General features: G+C 67.9%; 17 protein-coding genes and 2 pseudogenes. 6 read left to right on the top strand and 13 right to left on the bottom strand.

What is annotated here, in order from left to right:
• Window positions 1–78: 78 nt before the first annotated feature.
• The 4 genes and pseudogenes from AC061S_RS17535 to AC061S_RS17520 form a co-directional block, all read right to left on the bottom strand.
• A pseudogene (locus AC061S_RS17535) lies at window positions 79–201 on the bottom strand (DUF6461 domain-containing protein); the annotation flags it as partial.
• Window positions 202–566: 365 nt separating this feature from the next.
• Window positions 567–983: an MFS transporter gene (locus AC061S_RS17530; protein ID WP_478686872.1), complete on the bottom strand. Its 417-nt coding sequence runs from the start codon at window positions 981–983 to the stop codon at window positions 567–569.
• A 185-nt stretch (window positions 984–1168) separates the two neighbouring features.
• Window positions 1169–2113, bottom strand: coding sequence for an Rv1681 family radical SAM protein (locus AC061S_RS17525; RefSeq protein ID WP_478686871.1), 945 nt, complete (start codon window positions 2111–2113; stop codon window positions 1169–1171).
• Window positions 2107–2439, bottom strand: a complete 333-nt coding sequence (locus AC061S_RS17520) for a PhnD/SsuA/transferrin family substrate-binding protein (protein ID WP_478686889.1) — start codon at window positions 2437–2439, stop codon at window positions 2107–2109. The genes AC061S_RS17525 and AC061S_RS17520 overlap by 7 nt, the downstream gene beginning before the upstream one ends.
• A 92-nt stretch (window positions 2440–2531) precedes the next feature.
• Between AC061S_RS17520 and AC061S_RS17515 the strand changes: the two are divergent.
• A pseudogene (locus AC061S_RS17515) lies at window positions 2532–3016 on the top strand (IS5 family transposase); the annotation flags it as partial.
• A 172-nt stretch (window positions 3017–3188) separates the two neighbouring features.
• Here AC061S_RS17515 and AC061S_RS17510 read toward each other — a convergent pair.
• Window positions 3189–4274 carry a DNA alkylation repair protein gene (locus AC061S_RS17510; protein WP_478686870.1) on the bottom strand — a complete coding sequence of 362 codons (1086 nt, stop codon included), beginning with the start codon at window positions 4272–4274 and terminating at the stop codon, window positions 3189–3191.
• A gap of 26 nt (window positions 4275–4300) precedes the next feature.
• Entirely contained in the window at window positions 4301–4594 is a 294-nt protein-coding gene (locus AC061S_RS17505) for a hypothetical protein (protein ID WP_478686869.1), read from the bottom strand.
• Between the two features lie 104 nt (window positions 4595–4698).
• Between AC061S_RS17505 and AC061S_RS17500 the strand changes: the two genes are divergently transcribed.
• The 3 genes from AC061S_RS17500 to AC061S_RS17490 all read left to right on the top strand — a co-directional run bounded on the left by AC061S_RS17500 (window position 4699) and on the right by AC061S_RS17490 (window position 6950).
• Window positions 4699–5253, top strand: coding sequence for an ABATE domain-containing protein (locus AC061S_RS17500; protein WP_478686868.1), 555 nt, complete (start codon window positions 4699–4701; stop codon window positions 5251–5253).
• Window positions 5253–5579 carry a hypothetical protein gene (locus tag AC061S_RS17495; protein WP_478686867.1) on the top strand — a complete coding sequence of 109 codons (327 nt, stop codon included), beginning with the start codon at window positions 5253–5255 and terminating at the stop codon, window positions 5577–5579. Before AC061S_RS17500 ends, AC061S_RS17495 begins: the two co-directional genes overlap by 1 nt.
• 720 nt (window positions 5580–6299) lie before the next feature.
• A complete protein-coding gene (locus AC061S_RS17490) occupies window positions 6300–6950 on the top strand; it encodes a response regulator (protein ID WP_478686888.1) in 651 nt (216 codons plus the stop codon).
• Window positions 6951–7058: 108 nt separating this feature from the next.
• Here AC061S_RS17490 and AC061S_RS17485 read toward each other — a convergent pair whose 3' ends face one another.
• From AC061S_RS17485 to AC061S_RS17475, 3 genes are all read right to left on the bottom strand, one after another.
• Complete coding sequence (locus AC061S_RS17485) at window positions 7059–7859, bottom strand: ABC transporter permease (protein WP_478686866.1); 801 nt, start codon at window positions 7857–7859, stop codon at window positions 7059–7061.
• A 73-nt stretch (window positions 7860–7932) separates the two neighbouring features.
• The gene (locus AC061S_RS17480) at window positions 7933–8874 is read right to left on the bottom strand and encodes an ABC transporter ATP-binding protein (protein ID WP_478686865.1); all 942 of its coding nucleotides are present in this window, start codon (window positions 8872–8874) and stop codon (window positions 7933–7935) included.
• Between the two features lie 133 nt (window positions 8875–9007).
• Window positions 9008–10666, bottom strand: coding sequence for a sensor histidine kinase (locus AC061S_RS17475; protein WP_478686864.1), 1659 nt, complete (start codon window positions 10664–10666; stop codon window positions 9008–9010).
• A 308-nt stretch (window positions 10667–10974) separates the two neighbouring features.
• Between AC061S_RS17475 and AC061S_RS17470 the strand changes: the two genes are divergently transcribed.
• Both AC061S_RS17470 and AC061S_RS17465 read left to right on the top strand, forming a co-directional pair.
• The gene (locus AC061S_RS17470; protein WP_478686863.1) at window positions 10975–11361 is read left to right on the top strand and encodes a nuclear transport factor 2 family protein; all 387 of its coding nucleotides are present in this window, start codon (window positions 10975–10977) and stop codon (window positions 11359–11361) included.
• A gap of 21 nt (window positions 11362–11382) precedes the next feature.
• Window positions 11383–12420 carry a branched-chain amino acid aminotransferase gene (locus tag AC061S_RS17465; protein ID WP_478686862.1) on the top strand — a complete coding sequence of 346 codons (1038 nt, stop codon included), beginning with the start codon at window positions 11383–11385 and terminating at the stop codon, window positions 12418–12420.
• A gap of 76 nt (window positions 12421–12496) precedes the next feature.
• Here the strand turns inward: AC061S_RS17465 and panD are convergent, their stop codons facing one another.
• From panD to AC061S_RS17445, 4 genes are all read right to left on the bottom strand, one after another.
• Window positions 12497–12880 carry an aspartate 1-decarboxylase gene (panD, locus tag AC061S_RS17460; protein WP_478686861.1) on the bottom strand — a complete coding sequence of 128 codons (384 nt, stop codon included), beginning with the start codon at window positions 12878–12880 and terminating at the stop codon, window positions 12497–12499.
• Window positions 12881–12913: 33 nt separating this feature from the next.
• Window positions 12914–13861, bottom strand: coding sequence for a TauD/TfdA family dioxygenase (locus AC061S_RS17455; protein WP_478686860.1), 948 nt, complete (start codon window positions 13859–13861; stop codon window positions 12914–12916).
• A 21-nt stretch (window positions 13862–13882) separates the two neighbouring features.
• Complete coding sequence (locus AC061S_RS17450; RefSeq protein WP_478686859.1) at window positions 13883–14593, bottom strand: phosphatase PAP2 family protein; 711 nt, start codon at window positions 14591–14593, stop codon at window positions 13883–13885.
• A gap of 140 nt (window positions 14594–14733) precedes the next feature.
• On the bottom strand, window positions 14734–14955 hold the full coding sequence (locus tag AC061S_RS17445; RefSeq protein ID WP_478686858.1) for an MbtH family protein: 222 nt from the start codon (window positions 14953–14955) through the stop codon (window positions 14734–14736).
• Window positions 14956–14991: the final 36 nt, after the last annotated feature.

The raw sequence follows: 14991 nt of genomic DNA, 5'->3' as shown, positions 1-14991 counted from the left end.
CAAGGGAAGGGTGACGAAGGCCCGCGGATGACGATCGGCGCCTCGCCTTCGGGCCGGGCGCGTGCCGAGGCTGCGGAGCAGGTCGTCGAGTGTGGTGCCGTACCTGTCCGTGGGCCCTTCGAAGGTGATCCGCAGCTCGCCGCCCTCGTACCAGTGGAACGGGTCGATGGGTGCTCCCCCGTTGGTGCACCGACGTGCCAGCCGACCACGCCCTGGACCACGGCCGTGGCGGGCTCACCACCAGGTCCTCATCGTCGGCCTGGGCGCCCGCCTATGCCCGGCAAGATCTGACGGCCGAACCTGATCGGCAGCGGCGAGGACACCCACACCGCGATGGCGGCTCCTGCCGCCATCGCGGGACACACCGCCCGTAGCACGGGCGCATCACCTTCACATCGACGCTCAGTGCCCCGGCCAGGGCCTGCATGCACTGCTGCGGGCCGGGGACCCCTGGCTAGGCCGAGCGACCGCAAGATCGCGCCCCCCGATGAACCCCCGCCCGCCCGACGACCACCTGATCCGGATCCCTGGACGCGTCCACGCGGCGCCTGCCGCGCCGGCCGTCCTCATGGCCTCGGGTGTGTCTCGTACATCCGGATGACGACGACCAGTCCGGAGACGGCGGTGAGGGCGGCGACGGCCCAGATGGCGGTGGTAAAGCCGAAGGCGTCGGCGAGAGCTCCCGCCAGGAGGGCGCCGACGGCGAAGCCGCCGTCGCGCCACAGCCGGTAGACGCCGACGGCACGGGCCCGCCAGGCCGGATGGGCAACGTCGCCGATCACGGCGAGCAGGGTCGGGTAGACCATCGCGGTGCCCGCCCCGAGCAGGATCTGACCGAGGCCCCAGACAGCGGGATAGAGGGCAGCGAGCAGCCCGATCCGGGCGATGGACAGGCCGTGGGCAGCAAAGAGGAGGGGAAAGACGCCCCAGGCGAGGGCGTCGTTGAGGTTGTTGACCATGCCGGTCCAGCTGGCTGAGGACACGACCTGCCCGTCGAAGCCGGCGCGGCCTGAAGCGTGCGTTCCAGGCTCGCGTAGGCGCATCATGGGCGGCTTTCCCGCCGGCGTCGGGAAGGGTTCGCCCGGCTGCTGACCGCCGCTCGGGCTGCCGAGGTCTTGGGGCGCGTTGGCTCATGCGCAGGGGAAGGTGCGGGCCGATGCCTCGGCTGTCAGACGGTAGGTGCGGGACTGTTCTCGTACGAGGTCGATGGCGGTGTGCAGGGGAAAATGTCGCGGGTGACGAGCTGTTCGTCGTCATCGGCTCCGACGGGGTGCCAGTAGACGCCGTCGGCGGTGATGGTGACCTCGGGTACCAGGGTTTCCACGGTGAGTTCCAAGCCCTCGTCGGCGGCGCCCTCGTGGGCGATGGGTCGGATCACCTGGTTCTCGTGGGCGATGCCGAGTGAATCGAGGAAGGACCGAAGCTCCTTCTCCTCGTGCCGGTCGTCGGTGGTGAGGGTGGCGGCCACCCGTACGGTGAAGCCCTCGCCGAGGGCGGTGCGGATGCCTGCGACGGCCTTGGCCCAGGTGCCTTTGCCGCGGTGGGAGTCGTGCAGGTCGGAGGTGGCGGAGTCGAGGCTGATCTGCAGGGTGAGCCGGTCGCGGGGCATGGCCTGGAGCATCTGGAGCCGGCGCCCGCGCCACAGCATTCCGTTGGTCAGGAGGGTGGTGGGCAGCACGGCGGTGCACGCGGTGACGATCTCGTCCAGGTCGGGGAGCATGAACGGTTCGCCGCCGGTGAGCAGGATTTCGTTGACGCCCGCGTCCGGGGCGGCCTTCGCGATCTCCTTCACCCTGTCCACACCCAGTGCCCGCCTGGCCGTCTGTGGTGAAGACCTGGCGCAGCAGTAGTCGCAGGCGAGGTTGCAGTCGAAGTTGGTGTAGAGCCACAGCCGTGCTCCGGGTCGGCGGGCCGGGGGCAGAGCGGCGATCGGGTCGGGTGGGCGGCCTCTGCGGACGGTGATCGTGGTGTCGCCGACGGTGGTGAGGGTGTTGCCGGTGCGTTCGCACCAGGAGGCTGCGAGTGCGGCCTGGTCCGGTGTGGTGATGGAGAGCGGGATGGTGTCGACTTCCGCCGTGGCGGAGAGCTTCTCGACGAGGTCGAGGATCACCATCGGGACGCGATCTCCTGTTCCTTGACCGCTTGGAAGAGGTCGGCGTAGCCGTCGAGCCGGGGGCGTCCCCAGCGTGTGAGGCCTTCCAGTTCCAGGATCCTCCGGTGTTCGGGGTTGTTCCGGTCCATGGCGAGCAGGTGTGTGGCCCACGCCTCGGCGCGGGCCGTGTCGAGGGTGTCAAGGGCGGTGAACTTGCAGTGGTAGTAGGTGGGGCTGGTCCAGAACGATTCCAGGGCGTCGGGCATGAGCTCGTCCCGGCCGATGGATTCCCAGGTGGTGATGCCGATCGCGGCGGCATCGGCGTCGCCGTCGAGGACGGCCCGGATGGCGTCCAGTTCGCTGCGTCCGGTGTCACCGTGTTTCCCCAGGTCACTTTCGATGCGCAGGAGCTCGACGTCCCCGTCGGCGACGCCTTCGCGGCGCAGGTGGTAGAGGACGCTCCCGCGGCGGGCTGACCACCAAGATCACCTTGCCGTTGAGCAGGGACAGAAGCCCTTGTCCGTGGTGATCACGGCCGGGCAACGAGGCGATTCCCCGCAGTTCGAGCCGGTCCTGGAAGCGATCAGGGTGCCCCGGATCGGCCTGGGCAGGCCGCGCAAACGGCCGGACCGGGTACGGGCCGACAAAGCGTACGACTCCCGCAGCAACCGCTCTTACCTGCGCAGACGCGGGATCAAGGCCACGATTCCAGTGCCTGCGGACCGGGTCCGCAACCGACTCAAGCACGGATCGCGGGGCGGCCGGCCGCCAAAGTTCGACAGAGACGACTACAAGCAGCGGCACGCTGTCGAGTGCGGGATCAACCGGCTCAAGCGGCACCGCGCTGTCGCCACTCGGTACGACAAACTCTCTGTCCGCTACGAAGCGACCGTGCTGGTCGCAGCCATCAACGAATGGCTGTGACCAGCACTTTCACAACAGGCCCTAGCCATGCGACTCCTCGACACCCCTAGATGATTGATTCCAAGGGGTAGCTGCGCGCGGATGCTGGTTCCCGCTTCTGGTGGCGGAAGCCCCATTGAATGGCGGCGCGATGGCGGATACGCCACCGAAGCGGGATGCGAGGCGGTTGCCCTCAGCAGTGCAGCGTGAACGAGGCTTCCCCGTGGGATCGGCCGTTGACCTGGAGCTGCACCAGATGGACACCCGGGTGGTAGCGCCGCGTGCTGATCGGCTTGAAGGAGTGTCTGCGTGTCGCGCGCCACGTCTCGCCGGGTGCCAGGGACCGCGTGGTGAGTTTGAAGACCTTGGGGGTGCGGGTCCCGTTGGCCTTCATGTGGTGGATGACGTAGTCGACGACGAGGTGAGCGGTCTGGTCGTGAGTGTTGGTCACCGAGTAGTCGAACAGCAGATAGTCGCCGACCCGGAGCTCTGAGGGGTGGACGTGCGGGCCCTCGACAGCGACGGGACTGTCCGGGGAGTGGCCGAGCAGCGTAAGGGCCCCTGCGTGGCCGGACTTGATCAGGGTCCGCAGGCCGTGCCGTACCAACCGGGTCGTCGTCGGTGCCGGGTCGCTCAGCCAGCGCGCCGCGACACCAGCGGCGATGTCGGGGTGGTCACGGCTGATGTCGTTGAGGTGGTTGGCCACTGATCTGCGGACGTACTCGGAGTCATCCCGGTACAGCGCGTCGAGCAGGGGCAGTGCGGGTGTCGGATCCGCGATCAGCTCCGGAAGCTGGGGCGCCCAGGGCAGTCTTGGCCGCGTGCCCTCACTGGCCAGTCGGCGGACGTGGAGGTCGGGATGCGCGGTCCACGGCGTCATGACCCGGAGCGCGCGTTCCAGGTCGGCACGGAGGAAGGGCCGGACGGCGGTCTCCGCGGTCAGGCGCGGGGTGAGTTCTGCCAGCAGGGCGAGCGCCGGTTCGAAGGCGTCCCGGCCCCGTACGGCGACGGCCTCGGTGACAGGGAAGATCATCCATCCGGTGAAATCGTTGTCCCGCAGCGCGGCGCGCAACACGTTCGCGAAGGCCGGGTAGTCCGCCGGGAGATCAGCCAGGACGGCATTTCTGATCACGGCGACACGCTCGGTGAAGCTCAGCCCGTCCAGGACGGCGCCGCGCCCCCGGGTCTCATGCGCCGTGATCCCGTCACCGGCTCGCGCAAGGCATCGGGCGAGGTCGGCGACGGTGTCCGCGCTGAGTAGTTCGTCTGCCGAGGGCACAGCGTCATTCTCCTTGATCCCGGGGGTTATGCGGTGTGCAGTACCTGAGCGTGCCGCATCTCGTGCACTGTGCCGATCCGGCTGAAGAAGCCCTGGGCCCGGGGGTCGGTCGGCATCTCCTTGGCCGCGCGCTCGGCGACGGCGGCGGACGACCAGATGATGAAGTCCAGGACGGTGCCGTCGTCGAACTGGGCGAGGTGGGCGCCCTGAAAGCCGTCGCCGTAGAGCTCCTTGAGTAGTTCGACGAGCTGCTCCCGGTGGGCGGTGAGGGCGGCGGGGTCGCCGGTGTCGAACCTGACGTACTCGATGGTTGCACTCATGGCATCACCCTTCGTCGACCACGTGACTCACGGAGTTGGTAGATCAAATCCGTGAGATGAAGTTATCACGGGTTCGCTGACCTGAATCCAGTAGATTGAGGGGCATGACCATCCGGGACCTGCAGGAAATGCCGTGGATCGGCGAGGACCCGGTCCTCGACCTGGCCAACACCGTCGTCGTTGGCGCAGGACCGGGGCGCGGCGACGTCGACTTCCTCGCTGATGGGGAACTCACCAGGCGATGGCGCGCCCGCGCCGCCGACCGCAGATTGGCCGCCCTCCCCTTGGAGGAGCTGGAGCGGCTGCGTGGGTTGGTCCGCGACGCGCTGGACGCGGCAGCCGGACAGCGGCCGCTCACGAACAGCCTGCGGAGCCGCCTGAACGAACTCGCCTCGTCCGCCCCCGTCGTCTTCCGGATGACCGGCGACGGCCTGCTCGCACAGCAGGAACAGGGTGGCGGCGCCGTCGCCGTCGTCGCCCGCGAGACGCTCGTCCTGGCAGCGGGTCCAGACCGTCAGCGGGTGCGGCGCTGCCACGCCCCCAGTTGCGGCATGTTCTTCCTGGCCAGGCGCCGTGACCAGGAATGGTGTTCCCTCGGCTGTGGCAACCGGGCGAGGTCCACCCGGCGCCAGCCGCGAGAAACGGGAGCCCACAGCTGATGAGACAAGCCGGCGACGCCGCTCCTGAACTGTGGGTGGACGCCGCTCTGCGGGCACTCGTCGACTGGCTCACCGACAACGAAGCGACCGACGCTGACGCCCAAGCGGAGGTGACCGCCGCCTCCGTCGGCAAGCTCGCCGAGCAGCTCCGCACCACACAAGCCGCGATCAGCCAGCGGGTCAGCAGTGCGCTCGACAGCATCGCCGGAGCGCTCTACCGCCTCGATCACGCTGCCCAGGGCTTCGGCGCCGACATGCCATACCAGATCGACCCGCCCTCGGACACCGACCACGCGCTGCTCGGTGACACCGCGCTGGCGGCGTAACCCGAACGGGCCCCTCCTGCCCTACGACACCGTCACCAACACCGCCCAGGAGAAGCTCTTCTCGATCAACGGCGACTGGACCATCCCATCCATCCACCTCGGAACAAACGACGGCCCAACCCGTCAAGCGCGCACCCACCTCACACAAGCCTTCAGTATCGAGAACCCGCAATTCGCAGCCGTCCACGGGGTCCACACCTCCGACAGGACCAGGCATGGGGGTACGAGCGGGTGGCACAAACACACGCCCTGATTTCCCGCATCAGTAACGCAGAAGCGCACTCTGCCTGCGGGAGAGGAAGACGGCACACCCTGTGGGCCTTTGACGGCCGGCGGCGCCGCTGCAGACGGGTAGCCCCCAAGGGGCGATCACCCTTCTTGCCGGGTACCTCGAAGGATGGCTGCCCGACGGCTCGCACACGCTCTATTGACCCGCACCCCGTCTCGACAATCGCGACACCGAGCGCGGCCAGGCGCGGGAGGACCGCAGCGCGTATCCGGAGACGAGCCCATAGGCGCAACGGAGGATGCGCTGGCTCAAGAGCGTGCCGCGATCCAGTCGGCACATCTCCATCTCGCCGCAATAGCCGTCCGTCCTGACTATCCTGGTCGTCGGGGGAACAACCGGCCAGCATCCGTGTTTCGGTGCGCCACTCCGTCACTGTCCATCAGGAGGACGTCATTTCCAGCATCGAGATCATTCTGGCCGACGACGAGGCGATGATCCGCGGTGGGATTCGGGCCATCCTTGCCAGCGACCCCGAGATCAAGGTGGTCGCCGAGGCCGCGAATGGGCGGGAGGCCGTCGCTCTGACACTTGAGCACCGGCCGGACGTCACCCTGATGGACATCCGAATGCCGGTCATGGACGGGCTCGCCGCCACCGCGGAGATCAAGCGGCTGGTTCCGGAGACGTCCGTGCTGGTGTTGACCACGTTCTCCGAGGACGAGTACGTGAGCCGTGCGCTCACCAGCGGAGCGAGCGGCTTCATGCTCAAGTCAGCTGACCCGCATGAGCTGTTGACCGGAGTGCGGGCCGCGGCGGTCGGCGCCGCCTATCTCTCCGCGAAGGTGGCGAAGCGCGTGCTGACGGAACTCGGCCGTGGTACGGACGAACAGCGCGGATCGCGCGTGCCTTCGCATGCGCAGGTGAACTCCTTGACCGACCGTGAGCGGCAGGTACTCGCGCTGCTGGGCAGCGGCCTGTCCAACGCCGAGATCGGACAGCGGCTCCATCTCGTGGAGGGAACCGTCAAGAGCTATGTGAGCGCCATCTTCTCGGGACTGGGCGTACGCAACCGGGTTCAGGCGGCGATCGTCGCGTACGAGGCCGGGCTGATCGAGGAGGCCGCCGAGGACAAAGCACCGTAGCGGTCCGCGCCGTGGCGGCACACGAGGAAGGGCGTCGCACACCGGACGGGGGAGACCGGTGTGCGACGCCCTTGGTGTCCCGGCCGAAAGCCGGGACAGTTCGTGGGGTCAGGCGTCACGCTTCTGCAGAACGACGTATCCGGCCACCTGGGCCACCACGGCCCACAGGACGAGGAAGAGGAGACCCGTCCCTGCCCCGTAGGGCGAGCTGGCGTCGTTCATGAAGACGGTCCCAGCCATGTTGGGCATCCTGTCGGACAGGTACACCAGCGGGTCGATGTCGGAGGCATGCAGGATGACCGGCAGGACGGTGAGGCCGACGAAGACCAGGCTGAGGGTGCCGGCGGCACTGCGCACCGCCACGGAGACAGCCACGGTGAGCACACTGGTCAGCGCCACGTACACGCCGATGCGCAGCGCGCAGACCAGCAGTTCACCTACGCCGCCCGACTCCACCTCGCTGCTCAGCGTCAGGGCGACCACGCCCACGCCGATCAGGCCGAGCACGAAACCCGCAACCAGGCTGACACTTCCCACGACCAGGGTCTTCGCCGCCAGCAGATAGCCCCGGTGAGGTACGGCCTGAAGGGTGGTGCGGATGCTTCCGGAGCCGTATTCGACGGTGATCACCAGCATCGCCAACGCGATGATCGCGAACTGTGTGACGTAGACCGTGGAGACGGCGACGTCGGTGACCGGAACGGCCTTCCCGGCGGGGCTGTTGTTGGACATCGTGGCACCGATGATCGGTGCGGTGAGCCCTGTCAGTACGAGGCCGGCGAGCAGACACCACCAAGTGGACCTGACCGACCAGAGTTTGATCCACTCGGCTGCCACGGCCCCGGGGAGCCCTCCGCCGGAGCCTCGTACCGGCCGGGTGGCTGCCGTCGTGGGCATGGATGCAGTCATGACGTGAAGTCCTGTGTCTCTCGGCTCGGAAAGCGAGGGGCGGGCACGGGCGCGGGTACGGGCACACGCGGAGTCACGCGCTGTGCTCCGCGTTCCGGTGCACTGACGACGAACCGAACTCCACGCTGTCTGCGGTGAGTTCCATGTACGCCTGTTCCAGCGAGGCCTCGACTGCGCGGACCTCGTGCAGCCGCACACCCATGTCGTAGGCGAGATCTGAGACCTGGTCGACCGCCATCCCTCTGATCGTCAGCTCGTTGTGGCTCGCCCAGTGGACCGGGACCGAGCGTTCGAAGAGCAGGTCGTGAAGTTTCTGGAGACCAGCCGCCTCGGGTCCGCGTACCTGTACGGCGCTTAGCGAGCTGCGCTCGATGAGCTCTTGGACCGAGGTCTCGACGATCAGCTTGCCCCTGCCGATGATCACCAGGTGATCGGCCGTCACCTGCATCTCGTTCATCAGGTGGCTGGATACGAAGACGGTGCGCCCTTCGGCGGCGAGTCCCCGCATCAGCTCGCGGATCCAGCGGACGCCCTCGGGATCCAGGCCGTTGACCGGCTCGTCGAACATGACGACCGGAGGATCACCGAGCAGTGCGCTCGCGACGCCGAGGCGCTGGCTCATACCAAGCGAGTAGGACCCGGCACGACGCTCAGCCACCGAAGCAAGCCCGACGGATTCGATCACCGCGTCGACCCGGCGCGCGGGAATGCCGTTGGTCCGGGCGAGGGACCGTAGATGGGCACGGGCGCTGCGCCCGGGGTGCACGGCCTTGGCGTCGAGGAGTGCGCCGACCTCCCTCAACGGGTACGCCAGCTCCTCGTACCGCTTGCCACCGACAAGGGCCTTTCCCGAAGTCGGGCGGTCGAGCCCCATGATCATGCGCATGGTCGTGGATTTGCCCGCGCCGTTCGGACCGAGGAAACCGGTGACGCGGCCCGGGGCCACGGTGAGGGACAAGTTCTCCACAGCGTTGTGCTCGGCGTACCGCTTTGTCAGCCCTTGGAGGGTGATCATGGATGAGCTCTCCAGCCAGCCATTCCGATGTTCTCTGTCTTGCTGGCGAACGTACTGGCAGCCTCGGAACGGCCGCATCCCACCAGGGGAAGGTATTCACCCCACTTTGGTAAGGACTTTCGGCCGGGGAAGCTCACCCATTGTCGACGGGGGCCCGGGATTCCCCGGTGATGACGCTCTTCTCCGCCAGCCTCTTGCCGACGAAACAGAGCCGGTACACGTCGACCCGGACGAAGAGGGCCTCGCTGGCGCGGTAGTACTGGCAGGTTGCTCCAGGGGGATCGGGCCGGCCCTCGGACGGAGGGTCCTGCATCTCGTTGTCGGGGAGCAGCCGGCCGGCCTCCCCCGCACTGTCGCCGATCTCCAGCTGCGCGTAGTCGGCCGGGGCGAGGACGGACGAGGTCGACAGGTAGGCGTAGTAGCCGAGCATGGCGACCGCGACGCAGACGAACAGGCCGGCGGGCAGGGAAACCGCGACGAGGAAACGTCTGCGCAGGCGGTTGGTGGCGTGTGCGAGGTCATGGGCGGCTGGGGGTGCCGGCGGTGCGGCCGGCTGGGGCCCGGCCGGCCTGATCCCGTGCGAGTCGCGGGGGAGCCGGGCCCGCACCTCGAACCCGCCGTCGGGCAGGGGCGTCGCGTGGAACTCCCCGCCCGCCAGCCGGGTGCGCTCCTCCAGGCCGATCAGACCCCGCCGGCCCTGGGGCCGGTCCTCGGGCGGAGGCCGCCTGGCCGGCCCGTTGCGTACGGTGACCAGGACGTCGCGGGCCGTGTAGGTGAGGTGCACGGCCACCGCAGACTTGGGAGCGTGCTTGATGGCGTTGGTGAGCGACTCCTGCACCACCCGGTAGAGCGCCTTGTCCGTCATGCTCGGCAGTCGGCCGCCGTCGCCGGTGCGCTCCAGTGTGACGAGGACACCGGAGGCGCGCGCCCGCTCGACGAGGACGTCGACGTCCGTGTGCGAGGGATCCATGGGCGCGGGGGTGTCGTCCTCGCGGAGCACACCGATGATGTCCCGCAGCCGGTCCAGGGCACTCGCCGCGCCGGCGCGCAGCTCGGCCGCCTTCCTGCGCGCCTCGTCGTCGAGGTTCGGGGCCACTTGCAGCGCCCCGGCACGTACGGCGAGCAGGCTCAGCTCGTGTCCGAGGGAGTCGTGCATGTCCTCGGCGATCCGGGTCCGCTCCCGCAGCCGCGCCTGATCGACGCTGATGCGCTGTTGCAGCTCCACCTGCCGGGCGTGCTCCCAGCCTGCGTGCTGCAGTTCGTGACGCTGCCGGGAGTAGCGTCCCAGCAACCAGGGAAGCAGGCAGGCGAAGATGAGACCGGTGACCAGCAGTGCCCACATCGGGGCTGTCATGCCGACGAACGCGGTGGCCACCGATTCGACGAGAACCACGAGACCCAGCATGCGGAGCACCGCGTGCGGACTCACGGGCATCCGCCCCACCAGGTAGCTCATGATGAACACCGCAGGCAGGTAGGGCGAGACGACGATGGCGCCGACGTCGTTGCGCGCGAGTCCCACGGACCACCACAGAGCCGTGCAGAGCGAGAGCGAGATCAGCGGCAGCGAGGAGAACAGCGCCAGGGCGACGGCGATGACGACGGCACCGGCGAGGAGTTGCCACTCGCGGTGCTGGCCCAGCCCCGTTCTCGGGACGAGGACGAGAGCCGGGAGGTTGAGCGCCACCCACGCGAGGACGGCCATCAGCGGCCAGAACTTCGGCTTCCGCGGTCGCTCCCCGTCGGGAATGAAGCCGAGTAAAGGGGCGAGGCGGGTAAGGGTGGACTTCACGCGGCCACCCTAAGGGCATAAGGGGTGTCACGTAAATGATGTCCGAGTGGCTGTGGATACGGTCGTGTGCCGTGCCGTGCCGACGCTCGGCTGTCCGGCATGACGCCCTGATGGTGGGATCGGCCGCGTGAGTTGTCATCCCTTTTGGGTCGGATCACGCCCTGTTGGGCATTGCCTGACGTAAGAGTGATTACTTTCGTCAGGAATCCCGAGCGAATCCCTGTGCGTCTGCCGGAAGTTCTTGCCGGAAGCACCGGTGCATCGCAGAGTGGACGGGTCGTCACCCGTCCAAGGCCCTCGGAGGGGTCATGTCTCTGGATTTACCTGCTTCGGAACTATCCGCTTCCGCGGCCAAAACGGTCCGCCGTTACTACCGTCTTGTCGACGGAGGCGATATCGAGGGGCTGATCGCCCTCTTCGCGCCGACGGCGGAGTACCGCAGACCGGGGTACGGAACGCTCACCGGGCACGCCGAGCTGGAGCACTTCTACCGTGAGGAACGGGTCATCGAGGGGGGCCGTCACACCGTCACTTCGCTGCTGGTGGCCCATCTCGACGTCGCCGTGGAGGGAGAGTTCCAGGGAACGCTGCGGGACGGAACCCAAACGTCACTGGAGTTCGCCGACTTCTTCACGCTGACACCCGACGGGACCTTCGCCCGCCGGAAGACCTTCTTCTACGCACCACTCGTCTGAGCCGATTTCGGGGGGAGTGTCATGGCCGAGTTCGGAGAATCCTTCACCGCGCACATGGTCACGTCGTCATGGACGGCTGAGGGCGGCTGGTCGCGCCTGCGGCTGGAACCGCACGCACCGATTTCCATGCCACCGACCATGGTCGGACTTCACTACGGCCAGGTGGTCTTCGAAGGGCTCAAGGCCCATCGTCAGACCGATGGAGCCCTGGGCCTCTTCCGGGCGCCGGAACATGCGGCCCGGCTCTCCGCGTCCGCGCGCCGGCTCTCCATCCCGCCGCTGCCGGAGGCCATGTTCCTGGAAGCGGTACATCTGCTGGCGGCGGCGGACCAGGAAGCCCTGCCCCGTGAACCGGAGCTGAGCCTCTATCTGAGGCCCCTGCTGTTCGCCAGCGACTCCAGTCTCGCGCTCCGGCCCGCCCGCCGGTACTCCTTCGTCCTCACCGCCTTCGTCACCGGGGGCTTCTTTGCCAACGGGCCCGCACCCGTGCCGGTCTGGGTGAGCCCGCACCACACCCGGGCTGCCCCCGGCGGGACGGGACACGTCAAGTTCGCCGGCAACTACGCTCCCACGTACCTCGCCCAGGAGGAGGCGAGGCTGGCCGGCTGCCGCCAGGTGGTCTGGCTGGACTCGTCCGAACGGCGCTGGGTCGAGGAGCTGGGCGGCATGAACATCTTCTTCGTCCGCGGTATCGGTCGCGGGGCCCAGGTCGTGACGCCACCGCTGGGCGACACCTTGTTGCCGGGGGTGACTCGGGACGCGCTGCTGACGCTCGCCGCTCGGCTTGGCTACGAGCCGCGGGAGGAGCGTGTGGCGGTCGACCAGTGGCAGGAGGAGTGCGCCGCAGGCGTCATCACCGAGACGTTCGCCTCGGGTACGGCGGCGGCGGTCACCCCGGTCGGTCTCGTGCGGTACGGAGACGCCGAGTGGAAGGTGGGTTCGGGCGACGCGGGGCCGGTGGCCCTGGCACTGCGCGAGGCGCTGACCGATGTACAGACGGGCCGTGCGGCATCCCCGGAGGGATGGGTCCGGCGGGTGTCTCCGCTGCCCGGCGCGTGACGCGGCGTCGGGCGGCCACCGGGAACAGGGTGGCCGCCCGACGTACGGGGCCGTGCGAAAGAGCCGCGGCCGCGGGTCAGAGCCGCTCGGGCACGCCAGGGTCGTCGCCCTCGTCCAAGATGCGGTTGTTCTCGTCCACGAAGACCACGCGCGGCTTGACCTCACGGGCCTCTTCGTCGCCGACGAGCCCGTAGCCGATGACGATGACGAGGTCTCCCTCGTGGACGAGACGCGCCGCGGCTCCGTTGATCTTGACGGTTCCCGAGCCGCGCTCACCCTCGATGACATACGTCTCGAGGCGGGAGCCGTTGTTGATGTCGACGATGTGCACCTGCTCGTTGGGCAGCAGATCGGCGGCTTCCATGAGATCGGGGTCGAGCGTGAGCGAGCCGACGTAGTGCAGGTCGGCCTGGGTCACCGTGGCGCGGTGAATCTTGGACTTGAGCATGTTCCGAAACACTGGGGATTCCTCTTTCGCGTCAGCAGGACCGGGTCAGCCGGACATGGCGACCAGCACACGCCGGTCACCGGTGAAGGGGCGCCGCCCGTGGCCGACGGCTACGTTGTCCAGGACCATCAAGTCGCCCTCGCGCCAGTTCACATCGACGGCGGCTTCCAGGCCGCGGTCGCGTACCTGCAGTACGTACTCGGCCGGAATAGGGCTTCCGTCGGCGAAGGCGACCGACTGCGGAAGTTCCTCGGGCGCCATGATCTGGGCGAGTTCGGCGGCAACCTCGTCACCGAGTGCCGCCGGGTGGAACTGGTCGGACTGGTTGAACCAGACCTCCGTACCGGTGACCGGGTGCTTGATCGTGGCCGGCCGGACCTGGGTGATGATCCGCAGCCCGCCGTCGGGCTGCCATGACCAGTCCGCCTCACCCCCGTCCAGGAAGGCCGCCACCTTGTCCCGGTCCTCGGTCTCGAAGGCCTGCTGCCAGCTCCTGCCGAGTCCGAGCCCGCCATGCAGGTTCTGTATGTAGCGCAGCCCGCCTGCGAAGGCATCACGGACCTCGGCGTCGAGCGAGTTGAGCCACAGCTCGCCGTCCACGACCGGAGTGGCGCCGCCGGTCGCCGCAGCCGTGGCGCAGTAGAAGAAGAGCCGCGACGGCCACGCGTGGCTGTACGACAGCTCGTTGTGCATGGAGATCGTTTCCTCCGGCGGATACTCCGTGGAGGTGTAGACGTTCGCGCCCACCTTGGTGCGCGGAGAGGTGCCGTGCAGATAGGAGAGGCGGTTGGGCAACAACAGGTCCATCACCGAGTCGAGTTCCTGCTCGGTGACATGGAACCCGCGGAAGACCACGACCTTCTCGCGGGCCAGGGCGCCGGCGAAGTCCGCCAGCCCGTTCACATGCTCGATCAGCCCCCGGGCAGTGGCTTCGACTCCGTCGGGTGTGATCTCGAGCGGCTTCCAGCCGTCAGCTGTGTTCACTGTGCTCATCTCTTCTTCCAGTCATTCCTGTCATGGTGAGGACTTCGCATCCCCGGTGGAGGCCGCCAGCGCCGGCCGCAGCCGGTCGATCTGCCTCAGCCTGCCCACCAGCCGCTCCCCGGGGCGGGCGAGGAGAGTGAGGATCACCGGGGCCAGTACCGCTCCGACGAGGACGCCCGCGACCACGTCGTGCATGAAGTGCACGCCGAGGAAGACGCGGGAGTACGCCGTGAGAAGGGCGATCGGCAACGCCAGCCATGCGGCGGTCCGCCAGACCAGGAACATGGTGGCGAGCGAAGCCGCCACGATCACCGCGTGGTTACTGGGGAACGACCAGTCCCCGGGCTCCGGGCATTCCTCGATCGTCTGCACACCGGGCACGGTCCGGCAGGGCCGATCCTCTCGGATCCACCCCTTGAGGAGTTCACTGAGCAGATAGGTGGCCGCCATTGCGACCGGGGCGAGAAGGGCCAGCGCCATGGCCCTGTTGTCACGTGTCCGAGCGCGCCAGAAGGCAGCGGCGAACAGTGCGAGAAAAACCAGAATTCCCGCTTCCGTCCCCACTTCGGCCAGCGTGTGCACCCACTCCGGAGAATCGTTCCCGAACGAAGCGATATCGCGGTAGGTGTCTGCCCCGGGAGTGACTTCCCTGGAATCTACCGTCACTCTCTCGCTCAACAGCCATCCGGTCGCCAGCATTACCAGAACACCGAGAACAGTGGGCCAGAACCACTTCTTCACGCTTTACTCCATCCCCTCGGAGGCGCAACTCCTCCGCTCTGGACGAAAGTACGTGAAACTCCCGGTGAACGATATTGAACGAAGGTGACCGATTCACCCTGACGAAAGTCAGGGTGAATCCGGTGCCCCTTGTCCGTCCGTCAGGACGCGGGTTCCCCTTCCATGGCCCTGACCAGGCTCTTCGGCCGCATGTCGGTCCAGTTCTCGTTGATGTAGTCCATGCAGGTCTGACGTTCGGTCTCCCGGACCACGACCTCCCAGCCGGCCGGAACCTCGACGAAGGAGGGCCACAGCGAGTGTTGGCCCTCTTCGTTCACCAGTACCAGATAGGTGGCGTCGGCGTCCTCGAACGGGTTCGTCACCGTTCAACTCCCTTGCTGAATCAGTTCGGCTTCGTG

This window comes from Streptomyces sp. CA189 (assembly GCF_056428985.1).
This window is presented reverse-complemented; position numbering and strand designations above follow the sequence as displayed.

What these genes read in the sequence shown, in the direction of transcription:
- AC061S_RS17525 (WP_478686871.1), bottom strand. Translation starts at nt 2,113, where the DNA reads ATGGTGATCCTCGACCTCGTCGAGAAGCTCTCCGCCACGGCGGAAGTC.
- AC061S_RS17505 (WP_478686869.1), bottom strand. Translation starts at nt 4,594, where the DNA reads ATGAGTGCAACCATCGAGTACGTCAGGTTCGACACCGGCGACCCCGCC.
- AC061S_RS17500 (WP_478686868.1), top strand. Translation starts at nt 4,699, where the DNA reads ATGACCATCCGGGACCTGCAGGAAATGCCGTGGATCGGCGAGGACCCG.
- AC061S_RS17495 (WP_478686867.1), top strand. Translation starts at nt 5,253, where the DNA reads ATGAGACAAGCCGGCGACGCCGCTCCTGAACTGTGGGTGGACGCCGCT.
- AC061S_RS17490 (WP_478686888.1), top strand. Translation starts at nt 6,300, where the DNA reads ATGATCCGCGGTGGGATTCGGGCCATCCTTGCCAGCGACCCCGAGATC.
- AC061S_RS17485 (WP_478686866.1), bottom strand. Translation starts at nt 7,859, where the DNA reads ATGACTGCATCCATGCCCACGACGGCAGCCACCCGGCCGGTACGAGGC.
- AC061S_RS17480 (WP_478686865.1), bottom strand. Translation starts at nt 8,874, where the DNA reads ATGATCACCCTCCAAGGGCTGACAAAGCGGTACGCCGAGCACAACGCT.
- AC061S_RS17470 (WP_478686863.1), top strand. Translation starts at nt 10,975, where the DNA reads ATGTCTCTGGATTTACCTGCTTCGGAACTATCCGCTTCCGCGGCCAAA.
- AC061S_RS17465 (WP_478686862.1), top strand. Translation starts at nt 11,383, where the DNA reads ATGGCCGAGTTCGGAGAATCCTTCACCGCGCACATGGTCACGTCGTCA.
- AC061S_RS17455 (WP_478686860.1), bottom strand. Translation starts at nt 13,861, where the DNA reads ATGAGCACAGTGAACACAGCTGACGGCTGGAAGCCGCTCGAGATCACA.